Source organism: Idiomarina piscisalsi, assembly GCF_003987095.1.
In the GTDB taxonomy this organism is placed as follows: domain Bacteria; phylum Pseudomonadota; class Gammaproteobacteria; order Enterobacterales; family Alteromonadaceae; genus Idiomarina; species Idiomarina piscisalsi.
Genome location: NZ_PIQA01000001.1, coordinates 88222 through 105953 on the forward strand (window position 1 = coordinate 88222; position 17732 = coordinate 105953).

The window sequence follows — 17732 nt, forward strand, 5'->3', positions numbered from 1 at the left end:
ACCTCGACTTTTATTGGGTTAATGTTTGGAATAGTGGTGAACGGTTCTGGCCTTGAGCAATAAATGAACACAGTTCCTGAGGAATGTGCTTTTGAGCTTCCTCTGCCGCTTGTCTGCTCTCGAACGTCGAAAATAGACATGCTCCACTGCCAGTAAGCCGAGTCGGTGCGTATTCTAGCAAGGCATCGCGTAATTTAGCAACTTCAGGATGCAGAGCACAGACCACTGGCTCGAACACATTTTCATGATGACCTTGTTCCCAGGCAGCGGCTTCAATCGGTTTGCAGTCTCGCCTTAGGTCCGGGTGATTAAAAAGTTTGGCGGTGGAAATATGGACGTTGGGTTTAACAACCAAGTACCAGGGAGTAGGCGGCTCAACATCCGTGAACCGCTCACCAATGCCTTCTGCGAAACATGACTTTCCATGGATAAATACGGGAACGTCGGCGCCTAACTCGAGGCCTATTTTTTGAAGCTGCTTGTTCGACAAGCGTTCTCCCCATAGGTAATTAAGACCAACGAGCGTTGTGGCAGCATCCGATGAGCCGCCGCCCAAGCCAGCGCCTTGAGGTAAACGTTTCGTAACTTCAATGGTAACGCCTGGCAACTGACTAATGCCTTTACTTGAATACTCCTGGCGAAGCCGCACTAAGGATTTCCAAATTAAATTGTCTTCTTTGGCAATTTGAGACTTGCTACCTATGAAATCGAACTGGTCATCCGGCGCTGGTTGAAAACTTATGGTGTCGCCGTAGTCCAAAAATTGAAAAACAGTTTGCAGTTCGTGATAGCCGTCATTCCTGCGTCCCGTTATGTGTAAAAACAGGTTCAGTTTTGCCGGCGCTGGTAGCGTTAGTTGCTGGTCTGCCATTCGTTCATTTGTACCTTTATTTTTAATGTCGGGCTTTCAATGTGCACCTGCTCGGGGAGAGGGAGCTTTGTTTCTGCTTCTAACTTATAGAACCATCGAATACGCCACTGTTCATCATTTTGAATAACTGAAGCACTGGCTAGCGTACCGTCGTTGTAATACGTGAGTTTTTTCAGTTGTGACGTTTTTTGACCGACAATCCATTGATGCAGATGTTCAAAAGGAATATAAACCGGCAATACATCCGCGAGAAGAGCAGGGGCGCTTAACGCCGAGCGCATGGCTCCGTTAGAGTCTACTAACGTTGCCTGTTGGTTGCTAACGGTCAGCTTCGCCAGCTGACCTTTTAACGGATGTGAAAAGCGAAGTTCCTGATAAGTCGGTTGATATTGCCAATTAACATAAAATGAGTCGCGCTCGTCGAGCTCTTTCTGAATAAGCGCCATGCGACCTGACATCGACCAGCTATTTAACGTGTTCAGCTTATTTTGGTGTGCTTTGACAAGCTCAACATTGACTTGTCGGCTACTGTCCTGGTGTGACGGTGTTGGTATTGAGCAGCCTGCGGCAAGCAACACAGCCAGCAAAACCGCAAATCGAGTTAGGTATTGAATCATATTTTTCTATTGGCGTAATCGATGGACCGTTAGTTGACCAGAAAGCGCTGTGACTTTCAATGATTAGGGCTTTCACGTACAATCACTGCCACTTAATATCATGACCGCGTTGAGATAACGAGTTACACAATCCGATGACCATTTCAGCTCTGGGAATAAACCACAAAACAGCCCCCGTTGATTTGCGTGAGCAAGTTGCTTTCAATGCCGAGCAGCTCGACGCCGCATTGCAAGCTGTGCGTGGTTTACAAGGCGTGCAGGAAGCGGTCATTGTCTCGACGTGTAACCGTACCGAACTTTATTGCCGTGGTGATGTATCAGACGATTTATTACTCGGTTGGTTCACGGGTTTTCACAGCTTACCTCCCGACGCTTTGCAAAATCATCATTATCTGTTTAAAAATGATCAGGCTATCAGTCATTTAATGTCCGTTGCCAGTGGCTTAGACTCGCTAGTGCTTGGGGAGCCGCAAATACTCGGGCAAGTAAAACAGGCGTATCAAATAGCGAAACGGCAGGCGGCTGTCGGCGGTATTTTAGAGCGTTTGTTTCAGCAAACATTCCGTGTCGCAAAAACTGTCCGTAATGAAACCGCCGTTGGGCAAAATGCTGTGTCAGTGGCTTACGCCGCAGTGTCTATGGCGCGACATATCTTTTCGAACTTAGCCAAGTCTAAAGTGTTATTAATTGGGGCTGGAGATACTTCTGAACTTGTCGCCCAACACTTAAAGCAGCAAGGGGTGACGGAAATAACAGTCGCTAACAGAACCTTGCAACGCGCACGAGAGCTGGCTGAGAAAGTGGATGGTGCCGCACACAGTTTGTCAGAACTGTCTGAACTTCTCCCTGACGCTGATATTGTGGTGAGCTCAACTGCCAGTACCTTACCAATAGTGGGTAAAGGCACGGTTGAAAAGGCATTGAAGAAACGTCGCCATAAGCCGATGCTACTGATTGATTTAGCCGTGCCCAGGGATATAGAAGAGCAAGTGAATGAGCTTGATGATGCCTATTTGTATACGGTTGACGACTTACAAAGCATTATTAGTGAAAACATAAGAAACAGAGAGCAGGCAGCAAAGGAAGCGCAGGTAATTATCCGCCAGCAGGCGCAGGAATTTACTGACTGGTTGCAGTCGCTCAACAGTGTGGAGTTGGTTCGGTCATACAGACAACACACGAAAGCTGTCGCCGATACTCATTTAGAGCGAGCCTTGGCTCAACTGCAGCAAGGTAAAGCACCGGAAGAGGTGCTGAAGCAATTTAGTCATAAACTGGTGCAGCAACTGACGCACCAACCCACCAATTTGTTAAAATCTGCCGGTGAAAATAACGATCAGTATACGTTGGCAGTGTTACAGCAATTGTGGTCAGGCGACGATTCTGACCCTTTAGAAGGCAAATAAAAGAATATGTTGAATCCATCCATTGAACGAAAACTTGAAGGTTTGCTTGAGCGTTACCAGGAAGTTCAGGCGCTGCTGGGTGAACCGGACGTTATTTCCGATCAGAACCGTTTTCGCGCGCTATCGAAAGAGTATTCACAACTTGAAGAAGTCGTTGACTGCTTCGAGAAATACAAGCAAAACCAGGAAGATCAGGTCGCTGCTAGAGACATGGCCGAAGAAGACGACCCGGAAATGCGGGAAATGGCCCAGGAAGAGCTAAAGCAGGCGAAAGAAAACGAAACTAAGCTGGAGCAGCAACTGCAAATTTTGTTGTTGCCTAAAGATCCCAACGATGATCGCAATTGCTACCTGGAAATACGAGCGGGCGCTGGTGGTGATGAAGCTTCAATTTTTGCCGGCGACCTGTTTCGTATGTATAGCCGCTACGCAGAAAAACATGGCTGGAATATCTCTGTCGTAAGTGCCAGCGAAGGTGATCACGGTGGCTATAAAGAAGTGATTGCACAAATCAATGGCGATGGCGCTTATGGCCGTATGAAATTTGAGTCCGGTGGTCATCGTGTGCAGCGAGTACCAGAAACTGAGTCACAAGGCCGTATCCATACATCGGCCTGTACGGTGGCTATTCTGCCAGAAATTCCGGAAGCCGAAGCCATAGAAATTAATCCGGCGGACTTACGTGTCGATACTTTCCGTGCATCGGGCGCCGGTGGTCAGCACGTTAACCGAACTGACTCGGCCATTCGTATTACGCACTTGCCGTCAGGCGTTGTTGTTGAATGTCAGGAAGAGCGTTCACAACATAAAAACCGCGCCAAAGCGATGTCAGTTCTGCAAGCTCGATTACAGAAAATCGAGGACGAAAAACGTCAGCAGGAAGAAGCAAGCACACGCCGTAACTTAGTGGGTAGTGGTGACCGCTCAGAGCGTATTCGAACTTATAACTATCCGCAAAGTCGTGTGACTGACCACCGCATTAACTTAACCTTATATCGGCTGGACGAAGTTTTGCAGGGCGACTTGGATTTGATTATGGATCCGATTATTACTGAACATCAGGCCGATCAGCTGGCGGCATTGTCTGAAGGACAAGAATGACCATAGAAGAAGCTCAACAGTGGGCACGTCGGCAGCTAGCGCACAGAGATGATGTAAATGCTGACGTCTATGCGTTATTGAGCTTTGTGCTTAACAAAAATAAAACCTACATAATGACTTGGCCGGAAAAAGCTTTAACCGCTGCGCAGTGGGAACGTTTCCAAGCTTTGGTTAATGAAAGGATTAGCGGTAAGCCAATAGCTTATATTACTGGGCGTAAAGAGTTCTGGTCGTTAGAGCTGGAAACCAATGAAAGTACATTAATACCAAGAGGGGACACAGAAACCCTGGTAGAGGCAGTTTTGGGTCTGGATCTTCCCGAAAATGCGCAAGTACTGGATTTAGGTACAGGGACTGGTGCTATTGCTTTGGCGTTAAAGTCAGAGAAGCCTAATTGGCAAGTGTTTGGCTGTGATAAGAACGGCGAGGCTGTTGCTTTAGCCACCCGCAATGCGGTACGTAATGACCTGGACGTTGAGTTTTTTCAAAGCGACTGGTTTTCTAATGTACCAACGGACAAGACGTTCGATGTGATTGTCTCTAATCCACCCTATATTGAAGAAGCTGACCCACACCTTAAGCAGGGTGACGTGCGGTTTGAACCGTTAAGCGCCTTGGTGGCCAAAGGTGATGGTTTAGACGATATTAAGAACATCGTTGTTAGTGCAAGATCATACCTTGTTAATGGTGGTTGGTTACTACTTGAACAAGGGTGGCAGCAGGCCGATAGTGTCATTGAGCTACTCGCAAAAAATGGTTATAAAAAGGTTAACCGTTGGCAGGATTATGCTAGTGTAGAGCGAGTATCAGGTGGACAATACGTCACGGCGGAGAGAGACAAGTAATGAGCAACCAGTTCATGTTTGCTGATGAAGCCAGCCAGCAAAATACAAAATTACCGACAGAATACTGGAAAATTCTAATTGTCGATGACGAGCCAGAAGTGCATGCTGTCACTAAATTGGCGTTGAATGATTTTAACTTTCTGGGGCGTGGTCTTAAGTTTTATAGCGCATTCTCCGGGGAGGAAGCCAAAAAACTCATCGATGAACATCCGGATGCAGCAATTCTTTTGCTGGACGTTGTTATGGAAACCGATGACGCTGGTCTTCAGGTTGCTCGTTACATTCGCGAGAAAGCGGATAATCATTTTACCCGCATTATTTTGCGAACGGGTCAGCCAGGTCAAGCGCCTGAGCGTACCGTTATCGTTAATTACGACATCAATGACTACAAGTCGAAGACTGAATTAACGGCGCAAAAGCTCTTTACCGCAGTGATGTCGTCACTGCGTTCATATCGAGACATCATGTCTATTGATCAAAGCCGCCATGGTTTAGAAAAAATTATTTCAGCCTCAACAAACTTATACGCACTGCAGCCTATGAATAGTTTTGTTGATGGCTTAGTTCAGCAGTTAAGTTGGGTTATTGGCGGTGCGAAGCAAACCCTTTATGCGACGGCCAATGAAGAAGGAACGTCTTATAAAGTGTTGGCCGCGCATGGTGAAGACTCTCAGGTTAGTGTGGGGCAAACTCTGCGGTCGGTTATTCCTTCAAAAGCCTTAGCGGAGTTGGAAAACGTGATTGCTAATCATGGCTCGTTCTACGGTGAAGACTTTGTATTGATGTATTGCCGCAGCCATTGCCGAGCGCATGGTTCGGTTTTATTTATTGGTGGCCTTTCTCGTACGTTAACAGCTGATGACCATCACGTACTGCAATTATTTGCGGAAAACGTGCAGCTGGCCCAGGACAATGTTGTTTGTTTAGAAGACTCTGATCACTTCTTGGCGCGCTTAGCCGATCAGTTGATGCTACACAATGCGAATCATTTTAATAATGTACTGGATGGAAGCAGAGAAGGGCGCATAGCTTACCGATTGTCACAAGCGGTTAATGCTGACGAGGCGGAAGCAACGGCTTTAGCCTGGTCGCTATTTGCACAAGCTCGGCCGTTGTTAGATTGTGCTTCGACGGCTGTTGCTGCTAACGAAACCACTTGTCAGCAGCGAGTTGCTCGCTCATTAAGAGCCTTAACTCATGGTGAGCACGAAGCGACTCAAAAAGCGCATCGTGCGTTAATTGAGCGCCTCGAACGTTGGGACGGTTTAGGCCTCCCTGAAGGAAAGCAAGGTAGTGATATTGCATTAAGCACTCAGGTGTTGTTATTGACCGAGCAGCTTGTGGACTGGTTCAAAGAAGAGACCAGTGACGCTGATATCAAAACACGACTCGATGATGAAAAGGGCCGCTATTACTCACCTGAATTCCTCGAGCAGGCTCTGAAGCTACTACCCGAACTTAGAAATCTTTAATTTATTATAAAGGGGTTATACTGTGTACGTTGTTTTTAAACACCTGCATGTCTTATTTGTTTTCATTTCTATCACTTTATTTCTATTCCGCTTCATATTGCGGTTGTTAGATTCTCCTGCATTACAGAAAAAATGGCTAAAAATAGTTCCTCACGTTAACGACACACTTCTACTGGCGAGTGCTATTGGCATTATGGTGACTGTTGGTATGTATCCCATACAAGTGCCTTGGTTAACCGATAAAGTCATTGGTGTTATTGGCTACATTATTTTTGGTATTTTCGCCATGAAAGGCCAGTCAGCTTTGACTCGCTGGGTTGGTTTTGTTGGTGCTTGCGGCTGGATAGCGTTTTTATTGCATGTGGCTATGTCTAAAACACCATTAATTGCCGGCTAATTGAAAGGGAGTTTGTATGTTAGCACCGGAATCTGCAGTAACAGAGACTAGCGCACTTATTACCAATGACGGCGTGATTGTCGGCTTATTAATGGCTATTTTGGGGTTCGTTTTTTATACCAATAATAGCGACCACCCGGCGTTTAAAAAGTTTTATCGCTTTGTTCCTGCGCTGTTACTTTGTTACTTCCTGCCGTCGTTACTCAATACGTTTGGAATTGTTGACGGTAATGCGACAGCAGTAACTGATATAACAATGGACTACTTACTGCCGGCCTGTATGGTGCTGCTAACCTTAAGCTTGGACTTAAAAGCTATTCTGGGACTGGGCTCTAAAGCACTAATACTGTTCTTAACGGGTACTTTCGGTATCGTGATTGGCGGCCCGATTGCGCTGCTTTTGGTGTCGCTCATATTTCCTGAAATGTTGGGTGGTGCAGGGCCAGACGCTGTTTGGCGCGGCATGACAACCATTGCCGGCAGCTGGATAGGCGGCGGTGCAAACCAGGCTGCAATGAAAGAAGTGTATGAAGTCGGCGGTGATATTTTCTCTGCCATGGTGACGGTGGATATAATAGTCGCTAATTTGTGGATGGCTGTACTGCTATACATGGCGGCTAACTCTAAGAGAATTGATGAGCGCACTGGTGCAGATACTTCGGCTATAGATGCCATTCGCCATAAAGTTGAAAAGTTCGAGGCGGAACACGTTCGTAACCCTAGTTTGAGAGACCTAATGCTTATCTTAGCTATTGGTTTTGGCGTGGCTGGCATAGCTCACTTGTTAGCTGACTGGATTGCCCCCGCTATTGGTGCAAATTACCCCGCGCTGAGCAAGTTCAGTTTAGATAGCTTGTTCTTCTGGGTTATCGTGCTAGCAACAGCCGGTGGTATCGCGTTGTCTTTTACTCGAGCACGCTCTTTGGAAGCGGCAGGGGCCTCTAAAATTGGTTCGGTTTTCGTCTATGTACTAGTAGCCAGCATTGGGCTACACATGGATGTGACTAAAATTGTGGAAGCACCCAAATATTTCCTTATTGGCGCTATCTGGATGATTATTCATGCGTCATTAATGCTGTTTGTTGCTAAACTTTTACGCGCCCCTGTTTTTTATATGGCAGTTGGCAGCCAGGCTAACGTTGGAGGAGCCGCTTCGGCTCCTGTGGTTGCATCAGCCTTTCACCCTTCGTTGGCTCCAGTTGGTGTCTTGCTGGCCGTCATGGGCTATGCCCTCGGTACCTATATGGCGTACTTCTCGGGTCAAGTATTGCGTGTTGTTGGCAGTTAATTAAAAGGAATGACCATGATTTCAAAGTTAACGTTAAATGATATTGAAATAGCCAATGACAGTCCCTTCGTTCTGTTTGGCGGAATGAACGTACTGGAGTCGCGTGATTTAGCACTCCGTATAGCCGAGCATTACGTTGAAGTGACGGATAAGTTAGGCATTCCTTACGTCTTTAAAGCGTCTTTTGATAAAGCTAACCGTTCATCGGTGCACTCATTTCGTGGTCCCGGACTGGAAGAAGGGCTGCGCATTTTTGAGGAAGTAAAGCAGCAATTCAATGTGCCGCTTATAACCGACGTGCATGAGCCTCATCAGGCTAAGCCTGTGTCTGAAGTTGTAGATATCCTTCAACTACCGGCGTTTTTAGCGCGTCAAACAGACCTGGTTGTTGCTATGGCTGAAACGGGCGCCATGATTAACGTGAAAAAACCTCAGTTTTTAGCGCCGCATGAAATGAAGCATATTATTAGCAAGTTCGCAGAAGCCGGTAATCAAAATATCATGCTGTGCGAGCGAGGCTCTTGTTTTGGTTATAACAACCTGGTGGTTGATATGCTGGGCATGGATGAAATGAAGACCATGGCTCCGGTCATTTTCGATGCGACCCACGCGTTACAGCGCCCCGGTGGCCGCACGGACTCGGCTGACGGACGTCGTGCTCAAGCGGCACAACTTGCACGATCAGGTATGGCTTTGGGCATTGCCGGTTTGTTTATTGAAGCACACCCCAACCCGGATGAAGCTAAGTGTGACGGGCCGTGCGCACTGCCACTACGCGCATTAGAAGATTACTTAACGCAAATGAAAGCCGTTGACGACTTAGTGAAGTCATTCAGCGAATTGGATACGTCTAATTAGCCATGTCGCTTCAGGCCAGCAGCTCGCTTAAGCAAACGCCGCTTGATAAACGTCAGGCGATAAAGCTTCTATTGAAAGCTGTAGGTGGTTTGCTGGCGCTGCTGTCTTTGGCATTACTGGCACCATTTGTTATGGCTGTCATTAATGCAGAAAAAGAGCAGTGGACGTATTTAACACTGGCTATCATTGGTTTTGTGATTGGTGTTGCGCTTTTCCTGCAACCGGTTGGTGACGCAAAACTTAGGGCCCGGCAAGTCTTTCTATTAACCACCTTGTGTTGGATGTCAGCTAGCCTTTTTGGGGCTTTGCCGTTTATCTTCGCTCAACCGTACCTCGATTTCTCCAGCGCTTGGTTTGAGTCGATGTCAGCTATTACCACAACGGGTGCTACGGTTATTTCCGGTTTGGATAACTTACCGTCGAGTGTGTTGTTATGGCGAGCGATGCTGCAGTGGTTAGGCGGTATAGGAATCATCGTTATGGCTATGGCCATACTACCGTTTTTGCAGGTTGGTGGTATGCGCCTGTTCCAAGCTGAATCTTCCGACATGTCGGGCAAATTTATGCCTCGCTCAAGCCACATGGTTTTAGCCATAGGGCGTGTTTATTTAATACTGACTGTTGCAGTTATTGCGCTATACCTTATTGGTGGAATGACGAGCTTTGATGCCTTTGTCCATGGTATGACAACCATAGCCACTGCTGGTTTCTCTAATTACGATGCCTCTTTCGGCCACTTTTCTGACACGCCATTTTTGGTCATAACGGGCACGCTATTTATGGTTGCGGGGGCATTGCCCTTTGTTCTTTATATTAGAGCCCTGAAAGGAGATTACGAACCTATTTGGAAAGATACTCAGGTTCGTGCTTTTGTTACTTTTTTACTAATCGCCATTGCGCTTATTTCCTTGGTGCAAGTAGTCAAAGGGCGAGAGCTCGGCGACGCCCTCATGCACACCGCATTTAACGTGGTGTCTGTGGTGACCACTACCGGGTACGCGACGGAAGATTACGGCAACTGGGGCAGCTGGTCGTTGATGGTCTTTTTCTATCTTATGTTTATTGGCGGCTGTACTGGCTCGACTGCCGGTGGCATGAAGATATTCCGCTTCCAGCTTTCACAGTTGCTGCTTAAAAAACAGTTTAGTCAACTCATTCACCCAAACTTGGTTCGGGTTGAAACGTATCAGGAGCGACGAGTTAACGACTCACTATTGGGCTCAATGGTGGCGTTCTGCTTTATGTACTTCTTGCTGGTGGCTGTTATTGCTCTGGGACTGTCGTTATTTGATCTCGACTTTCTAACCGCTATTTCTGGTGCTGCATCAGCTGTGGGGAACGTTGGTCCGGGGCTTGGCGAAATTATTGGACCTGCAGGTAACTTTTCAAGCCTGGACGGTGGTGCCAAACTATTGCTGATATTTGCTATGTTAGCGGGGCGTCTGGAAATTATGACGGTGCTTATTTTATTTCACAGACATTACTGGAAGCACTAAAATAAATTTCAGCGAACACTTGCACGCTGAAACCACATGAATTAAATTAAACGCATGTTTAAATCATGCGTTTATTTATATCATGGCAGCACGCATTACGACTCAACAAAAAATACTCAACGCCGCTGAAGCGCTGTTTGCGCGAGACGGCTTTGAACAGACCTCTTTACGGCAGATCACCCACGAGGCGGGCGTGAATCTGGCTTCCGTAAACTATCATTTCGGCTCAAAAAAGGCGCTGATACAGGCAGTCATTGCCCGTTACCTAAGTGTTTTTATGCCTGCTTTAGAGGAACAGCTAAACGAAGCTGAAGCCCAAAAAGACTTAAAAACACAGGCGTTATTTGAGCGTTTCAAACTTCCGCTTGCTAAGTTGACCCAAATCAACAAGCGCGGTCCCGATACTTTTTTACGATTACTGGGTTTTGCTTATTCTGAAATACAGGGGCATTTGCGTAAGTACACTCAGCAAGAGTACGGCAATGTATTACAACACTTACTGCAGCTTTTAAAGCGCACTAATCCGCATTTAGATGAGCAACAAATGTTTTGGCGTCTGCACTTTGTGTTGGGCTCTGTGGTCTTTGCTCAGGTATCAGGGCAAGCACTTATAGAAATAGCGCAGGCTGAGTTTAATCAGCAAATTGGCGCACAAGATGTTATTGACCAACTTATTCCGTTTGTGTCTGGCGGGCTCGAAAATTCGTAAATAAACTGTCGTAAGACTGAGATTTGACTACACTTTCATTGTGATGGTGCACTGGAGATAACCATGGAAATTCTCATTTTGTTGTTGGTTTTAGTAGTACTGGTATTTGCAGTCGGAGATATCCGTCGCAGCCTTATTACGAAACCTGTTTTTGGTATTTTTAAGCGCATTTTGCCACCAATGTCGGACACCGAGCGAGAGGCTATGGAAGCTGGTGACGTATGGTGGGACGGCGAGCTATTTAAAGGCCGCCCAGACTGGCAGAAGCTGCTGGATATGCCTCAGCCGAAGCTGACTCAGGAAGAGCAGGATTTTATCGATAACCAGTTGAATACGTTGCTGGATATGATCGATGACTTCAAAATTGTGCAGCAAGACAGAGACTTGCCAAAACAAGTATGGGACTTTCTGAGAAAAGAACGTTTCTTTGCCATGATTATTGGCAAAGAGCACGGCGGTCTCGACTTTTCTCCGGCGGCTAACTCGTACATTGTGTCGCGTATTGCCAGCCGTTCAATTAGCGCCGCAGTCTCGGTTATGGTGCCTAACTCATTAGGCCCGGGCGAACTGCTGACGCATTACGGTACCAAAGAACAAAAAGAGTATTGGTTGCCTCGTTTAGCCGATGGTACCGATATTCCATGCTTTGCCTTAACGGGCCCTGAAGCCGGGTCTGATGCAGGCTCCATTCCGGACGAAGGCATTATCTGTAAAGGCGAGCACGAGGGCGAAGAAGTGGTTGGTATTCGTCTGAACTGGTCAAAGCGTTACATTACTCTGGCGCCTTCAGCTACGGTTCTGGGGCTTGCGTTTAAACTGTACGATCCGGAAGGTTTAATGGGCGACAAAAAAGACATAGGCATTACTTGTGCGCTTATTCCAACCAGTCACAAAGGCGTCGAAATTGGTGACCGCCATTTCCCGTTGAATCAGGCGTTTTTAAACGGTACCACTTACGGTAAAGACGTATTTATTCCGCTGAAATGGATTATCGGTGGTGAAGATTACGCTGGTAAAGGCTGGCGTATGCTGGTTGAGTGTCTGTCAGCTGGTCGAGGCATTTCACTGCCGGCGCTGGCAACGGCATCGGGTCATGTTACTCAGCGAATGACGGGCGCATACGCCTATGTACGCCAACAGTTTGGTCTGCCTATTGGTATGTTTGAAGGCGTACAGTCATCAATGGGTAAAATTGGCGGTACGAACTATATTCTCGAATCAATGCGCCGCTTAACAATTTCATCGCTGTGTCAGGGGATGAGTCCATCGGTAGTAACGGCAATGACTAAATACCACATGACAGAAATGGGTCGTGAGGTTATTGAGCACGCTATGGATATTCATGCCGGTAAGGGCATTCAGTTGGGGCCACATAACTACCTGGGCCACAATTACATGGCAACGCCGGTTTCTATTACGGTAGAAGGGGCTAACATTCTAACCCGTAACCTCATGATTTTTGGGCAGGGAGCGACTCGTTGTCACCCTTATGTACTAAAAGAAATGCAAGCGGCCGCAAACCCAAATGAAGACGAGGGTATGCGCGAGTTCGACGGCTTGCTAATGAAACACATTGGCTTTGCGGCCAGCAACGTATTTGGAAGTCTGTGGTTGGGTCTGACAGGCGCACGTTTTGGTGAGTCTCCGGTTAGCGGTGAAACGGCTCAGTATTACCGTAAACTGGGCCGCATGAGCCGTGGGTTGGCGTTAGCGTCAGACATTTCCATGCTGATGATGGGCGGTGACCTGAAGCGCAAAGAAATGATCTCAGCGCGCCTGGGTGATGTTTTAAGTCATTTATACATGGGCTCTGCAGTGTTGAAACGCTTTGAAGACGAAGGTCGTCAGGTTGCTGACTTGCCGTATGTGCATTATGCGTTGCAACATCACCTGCACAGTATTGCTGAAGCTTTCTATGGTTTCTTCGAGAACTTCCCGAACCGTGCTGTCGCCTGGATGATGCGCTTAGTGATATTCCCGCTGGGTAATCACTTTAAGAAGCCAAAAGACGACACCTTGCAGGAAATTAGCCTAAGCATGATGGAGCCGGGCGTCACACGAGATCGCCACACCTTCCTGTGCTACTGGAAAGACGACAAGAACGATCCGACCGGTCACATGGAAAAAGCGTTTTTATCCATGCTGGAAATGAAGTCGGTTTACAAAACGCTTCGCAAGGCTCAGAAACGCGGTGAATTGTCGTCTAACCTAAACGGTCAGGAACTTGCCGATGCCGCTTTAGAAAAGGGCTTAGTGGATAAAGAAACTGCTGAGAAGCTGGCAGAAACCGAAGAGCTGCGATTGCTTGCTATTGGGGTCGACAGTTTCGCGCCGGGTATTCTGGAAAATAACCAGTTTTACACGGCAAAAGGTGACTTGAGAAAAGCGGCGGTCAGGGACTGACCACCGCATTTATTTCAACTTAATAAAGTGTTCGACGTTTGTCTTTTAAGTTGAACACTGGGTCCACAAAAGAGCGCTGTTGAGCGCTCTTTTTCGTTTCTGTGCTTGCACTCGCTGTTGCCGGACAACTGCCTGTTTCAATATAGCTGTATGCAGCACCGGTCAGCGGATCTTGCTCGCTTCCCCAATCCGCAATAATTTGGTCCTCAACCTCACAGGTAGGAGCCAAGCCGTCGTAATACTGACCCTCGCCCTCAGCGTTCACTGTTTCAAAGTTAATAGCGAAAGTCACTTTGTCACACAATTGTTCAGGCTGCTGGCCGACAGGTTTACCACAGGTATTTTCACCAATAGTGACAACATTCACGTAAGGTTTTAAAGAGTTAATGATAATTTCCGAAGAAGAGCAGCTGCTGCCGGTCGTTAAAACATAAACAGTATCTAAGTCGAGCTTCTGCGTGCCGTCGATTAGCTCGAACTGGAGGGTTTCGTTTTTATCGCTGTTTTGCTCATTAAAGCGATAAGTTAAAAAGGTTTCGCCCAGTACGTTATTGCCTGCCGCCTGGCTGGAGGTTTGGTTGGCGTAACGAATGAGACCACCACCGTTGTAACGCACATCGATAATTAAATGATCAACGCCTTCGTTAGCGAACAAGTCAAAAGCTTCGTTTAAGTCACTGCCCGTACGGTTAATGAAAGAATCGAGGGTAAAGTAACCGGCAGTGTCTCCGTTATCGAGCACTGTGGTCTGTGCGCCCATGACAGTGTTGGTTTCAACTTCAACTTTGCTTAGAACATCGGTTTGCTCGGTGCCGTCAGGCTTTTCCCAGGTAAGTGTTTTACTAATGCCTTCCTCGTTTGGTCCTAGGGCATCATCAAATTCACCGCTGGCAAGTAGTTCAGAAACCGGCACACCGTCAATGGCAATTAGCTCGTCAGCACGTTCTATGCCCGCTGTATCAGCAGGGGAGTCGTTATAAACAAAGCGAATTTTCACGCGAGTATCGCTTATTTGCTCCATTGAAAAACCGAAACCGTAGTAGGTGGCGTTAACGTATAGCTGTTCGTATTCCTCTTCCGTTAAAATATAGCTGTACCGGTCTTCAGGAACACGTAACTCTTCGAGAACCGCGTAAACATCGTCAAAGGCTTCCGGGTCAATACTGTCCTGTAGTTGATCGGCCCAGAAATAATCCTCTTTCATATAATTGAAAAAGCGCTGGTTTTGATCTTCGACAGAGCAGGTCACGTAGCCTGAGTCATCGTCACCAATGCTGGAGCTGCTGTCAGAGCCACCACAGGCTGATAATGCCGCTGCCATGCTCAGTAGCAATAAAGGTTTCTTAAAGGTCATACTCCATCTCGCGTGTTGTAAAAATGTTAACTCACAATTTAGCACAGAGAACGAAAAGATGAACACCCAGCGTGGCGCTTTTTACTGCATCGTGGCACACTGCCGACACTGACTATTGACCGTTAAACACAGACGGAGAACAACGACGTTATGGCACAAGTCATGATAGACATTGAGGGCACCGAACTAACGCCAGAAGACAAGAAGCTGTTGGCACAACCCTCTGTTAATGGACTGATACTGTTTACACGCAATTTTGCGTCGGTCGAGCAGTTGGTTCGTTTAACTCAGGAAGCTCGTATGGCTGCCGCTAAACCTCTACTTATTGCTGTAGACCACGAAGGCGGGCGTGTGCAGCGTTTCCGGGATGGCTTCAGCGCTATTCCGGCAATGGGCTCACTGCGTCGCATTGAAAGCGCCGATGAGCGCCATCGTGCGGCACGAGACTTAGGTTGGTTAATGGCAGCAGAAGTACAGGCTGTCGGCATAGATATTAGCTTTGCGCCGGTGTTAGATGTCGATGATTGCAGCGAAGTGATTGGCGACCGGGCGTTCTCTGATGTCCCCTCAGAGATTTCTGAGCTCGCCTCTGCGTTTATTGAGGGCATGCATGAAGCCGGTATGGCCTCTACTGGCAAACATTTCCCTGGGCATGGCTCGGTGCAGGCTGACTCACACATTGCCATTCCAGAAGACGATCGCACACTGGAGCAAATTCGGGCACATGACTTGAAGCCGTTTTTGTCATTAAGCCAAAAGCTTGATGGCATGATGCCGGCACACGTTATTTACCCGAAAATTGACCCACAGCCAGCTGGCTTTAGTGAGTTTTGGCTACAACAAATACTGCGTAATGAACTGCAATTTAACGGCACCATTTTCAGTGATGACTTGTCGATGCAGGGCGCGACTGTCGCGGGCGACATGCAGCAAAGGGCGTTAGCCGCATTGAATGCAGGCTGCGATATGATACTGGTTTGTAATGACAGAGCAGGGGCCTTACAGGTACTTGACGCAGAGCTTCCGGCAACCGAGCCAGAAAGTGCTCAGCGCGTTCAACGTATGCTGATGAGCGAATCTGCTGTTGGTCTGGAAGAGTTGAAGCGCACCGAGCGCTGGCAACAAGCACAGCGCTGGCTGTCAGTGGCTAATTAAGCTTCGTAAGGAATGGGGTCTTCAACGCCGTTGGCAGCGAAGGCCTCTAAACGCTCCACACAGGCTCCGCATTTACCACAGGCCTTGTCCCGGCCGTTATAGCACGTCCAGGTTTGGCTGTAGTCCAGACCCATTTTCAGGCCATCGGCTAAAATGGCGTTTTTATCGACGTCTAAATAAGGCGCATGAACAGCTACCGGTTCGTAATTGGCCATTTTACTGACCACATCCATTTGACGCACAAACTCCGGCCGACAGTCCGGGTAAATGGCGTGGTCGCCTGAATGAGCGCCGTAATACACCGCAGAAGCTTTCTGAGACACCGCATAACCAATGGCTAACGACAACAAAATCATATTGCGGTTAGGTACCACCGTCGACTTCATCGACTCTTCTTCGTAGTGTCCCTCGGGAATATCAATGTCGTCGGTTAATGAACTGCCGGACAGTAGTTGGTTAATGGTAGTAATGTCGACTACTTTATGCGGAATTCCATGCTGTTTACAGACGTTAGCGGCAACTTCTAGCTCTTTCACATGGCGCTGACCGTAGTTAAACGACAGTGCCAGCACCTCATTACCTTCCTGCAATGCTTTGTGCAGCACTGTAAACGAGTCCATTCCACCTGAATAAATAACAACGACCTTTTGCGACATGCTGTAACTCTCCGTATAATCTGCGGTCTATCCACCTTAATAGAAGCCATTTTAACGAAAGCTATGTCTTATCGCATCAACGAAATTTTCGAGACCCTGCAGGGCGAGGGCACCTTTACTGGTGTGCCATCCATATTTGTGCGCTTGCAAGGCTGCCCCGTGGGTTGTCCGTGGTGTGACACTCAACACACGTGGGAAACCAACGACAGCGATAAAGTAAGCCCTGACGCGATGATGGCAAAAACCGAAGCCTCATCGAAATGGACAGAAATGACTGCTGAAGACATAGTCAAACGCTTTGAGCAAGAAGGTTATGCCGCCAAACACGTGGTCATAACCGGCGGCGAGCCCGCTATGTTCGACTTGCAGCCACTAGGCGAAGCCTTAGAAGCCAAAGGCTACCAGCTGCAAATAGAAACCAGCGGCACCTTCGAGCTAAAAGTGACCGACAATACCTGGGTAACCGTGTCACCTAAGTTAGATATGCCGGGCGGCTACCTGGTGCGTCCAGACTGCATGGCGCGCGCTAACGAAATAAAACACCCGATTGCCATGCAAAAGCACATAGACGCTTTAGATTCACTGCTAAAACGTTGCCCACCCAAAGCCGACGCTATTATTTGCCTACAGCCCATAAGCCAGCGCCCACGGGCCACCGAGCTTGCTATGCAAACCTGTATTGAGCGCAACTGGCGCTTGTCGGTGCAGATGCATAAATATCTCAATATTGAGTAAGACATTGACTACTCGTGCTCTGACCCTCTGAAAGTCGATCTATACTTCCTGTCCTAACTCGCCAAGCAAGGCAAATTTTGACAGGAGGTTTTATGAAACGGAAATTCATTTCACGCAGTCGCGGTCAGGGAATGACCGAATACATCATCATTGTTGCACTTATTGCTGTTGCTGCAATTGGCGTCTACTCACTGTTCGGCAAAGCCATACGTAACCAAGTTGCTGGCCTGGCTCAGGAGATGACCGGGCAGTCATCTAGTCAACAACTCAACAGAGCCAGACAGTCGTCCCGCCGTGCAGGTACCGTTGCTGACACTGATGTAAACCTCGGCAATTATGACGAGGCGACCGAACAGGGCGACAACTAAA

At 47.7% G+C, this 17732-nt stretch carries 17 protein-coding genes; 13 read left to right on the forward strand and 4 right to left on the reverse strand.

Features of this window, described 5'->3' with window-relative positions; translation table 11 throughout:
• Positions 1 to 10: 10 nt before the first annotated feature.
• Positions 11 to 871 (reverse strand): 4-(cytidine 5'-diphospho)-2-C-methyl-D-erythritol kinase, encoded by an 861-nt coding sequence (ispE, locus tag CWI73_RS00415; RefSeq protein ID WP_126751041.1) that lies wholly within the window; start codon positions 869 to 871, stop codon positions 11 to 13.
• A complete protein-coding gene (gene lolB / locus CWI73_RS00420) occupies positions 853 to 1488 on the reverse strand; it encodes a lipoprotein insertase outer membrane protein LolB (protein WP_126751042.1) in 636 nt (211 codons plus the stop codon). The genes ispE and lolB overlap by 19 nt, the downstream gene beginning before the upstream one ends.
• Positions 1489 to 1622: 134 nt before the next feature.
• On the opposite strand from lolB, the gene hemA reads away from it, so the two are divergent.
• The 10 genes from hemA (at position 1623) to CWI73_RS00470 (ending at position 13463) form a co-directional block, all read left to right on the forward strand.
• Complete coding sequence (gene hemA / locus CWI73_RS00425) at positions 1623 to 2894, forward strand: glutamyl-tRNA reductase (protein WP_126751043.1); 1272 nt, start codon at positions 1623 to 1625, stop codon at positions 2892 to 2894.
• Between the two features lie 6 nt (positions 2895 to 2900).
• A complete protein-coding gene (prfA, locus tag CWI73_RS00430) occupies positions 2901 to 3995 on the forward strand; it encodes a peptide chain release factor 1 (protein ID WP_380299037.1) in 1095 nt (364 codons plus the stop codon).
• A complete protein-coding gene (gene prmC, locus CWI73_RS00435) occupies positions 3992 to 4840 on the forward strand; it encodes a peptide chain release factor N(5)-glutamine methyltransferase (RefSeq protein WP_126751044.1) in 849 nt (282 codons plus the stop codon). The genes prfA and prmC overlap by 4 nt, the downstream gene beginning before the upstream one ends.
• A complete protein-coding gene (locus CWI73_RS00440) occupies positions 4840 to 6312 on the forward strand; it encodes a DUF3369 domain-containing protein (protein WP_126751045.1) in 1473 nt (490 codons plus the stop codon). Before prmC ends, CWI73_RS00440 begins: the two co-directional genes overlap by 1 nt.
• A gap of 22 nt (positions 6313 to 6334) precedes the next feature.
• Positions 6335 to 6709, forward strand: coding sequence for a SirB2 family protein (locus tag CWI73_RS00445; protein WP_126751046.1), 375 nt, complete (start codon positions 6335 to 6337; stop codon positions 6707 to 6709).
• A gap of 16 nt (positions 6710 to 6725) precedes the next feature.
• Entirely contained in the window at positions 6726 to 7997 is a 1272-nt protein-coding gene (locus CWI73_RS00450; RefSeq protein WP_126751047.1) for a DUF819 family protein, read from the forward strand.
• Between the two features lie 15 nt (positions 7998 to 8012).
• Complete coding sequence (gene kdsA, locus CWI73_RS00455; protein ID WP_126751048.1) at positions 8013 to 8855, forward strand: 3-deoxy-8-phosphooctulonate synthase; 843 nt, start codon at positions 8013 to 8015, stop codon at positions 8853 to 8855.
• A 2-nt stretch (positions 8856 to 8857) separates the two neighbouring features.
• A complete protein-coding gene (locus tag CWI73_RS00460) occupies positions 8858 to 10351 on the forward strand; it encodes a TrkH family potassium uptake protein (protein ID WP_126751049.1) in 1494 nt (497 codons plus the stop codon).
• A gap of 82 nt (positions 10352 to 10433) precedes the next feature.
• Entirely contained in the window at positions 10434 to 11060 is a 627-nt protein-coding gene (locus CWI73_RS00465; RefSeq protein ID WP_053952765.1) for a TetR/AcrR family transcriptional regulator, read from the forward strand.
• Positions 11061 to 11123: 63 nt separating this feature from the next.
• The gene (locus CWI73_RS00470) at positions 11124 to 13463 is read left to right on the forward strand and encodes an acyl-CoA dehydrogenase (RefSeq protein ID WP_126751050.1); all 2340 of its coding nucleotides are present in this window, start codon (positions 11124 to 11126) and stop codon (positions 13461 to 13463) included.
• Positions 13464 to 13482: 19 nt separating this feature from the next.
• Here CWI73_RS00470 and CWI73_RS00475 read toward each other — a convergent pair whose 3' ends face one another.
• The gene (locus tag CWI73_RS00475; protein ID WP_126751051.1) at positions 13483 to 14817 is read right to left on the reverse strand and encodes a S41 family peptidase; all 1335 of its coding nucleotides are present in this window, start codon (positions 14815 to 14817) and stop codon (positions 13483 to 13485) included.
• A 150-nt stretch (positions 14818 to 14967) separates the two neighbouring features.
• On the opposite strand from CWI73_RS00475, the gene nagZ reads away from it, so the two are divergent.
• On the forward strand, positions 14968 to 15972 hold the full coding sequence (nagZ, locus tag CWI73_RS00480) for a beta-N-acetylhexosaminidase (protein ID WP_126751052.1): 1005 nt from the start codon (positions 14968 to 14970) through the stop codon (positions 15970 to 15972).
• Here the strand turns inward: nagZ and queC are convergent.
• A complete protein-coding gene (queC, locus tag CWI73_RS00485; RefSeq protein WP_126751053.1) occupies positions 15969 to 16628 on the reverse strand; it encodes a 7-cyano-7-deazaguanine synthase QueC in 660 nt (219 codons plus the stop codon). The genes nagZ and queC overlap by 4 nt on opposite strands.
• Positions 16629 to 16691: 63 nt before the next feature.
• Between queC and queE the strand changes: the two genes are divergently transcribed.
• Both queE and CWI73_RS00495 read left to right on the forward strand, forming a co-directional pair.
• Complete coding sequence (gene queE, locus CWI73_RS00490; protein ID WP_126751054.1) at positions 16692 to 17363, forward strand: 7-carboxy-7-deazaguanine synthase QueE; 672 nt, start codon at positions 16692 to 16694, stop codon at positions 17361 to 17363.
• A gap of 92 nt (positions 17364 to 17455) precedes the next feature.
• On the forward strand, positions 17456 to 17731 hold the full coding sequence (locus tag CWI73_RS00495) for a Flp family type IVb pilin (RefSeq protein WP_126751055.1): 276 nt from the start codon (positions 17456 to 17458) through the stop codon (positions 17729 to 17731).
• Position 17732: the final 1 nt, after the last annotated feature.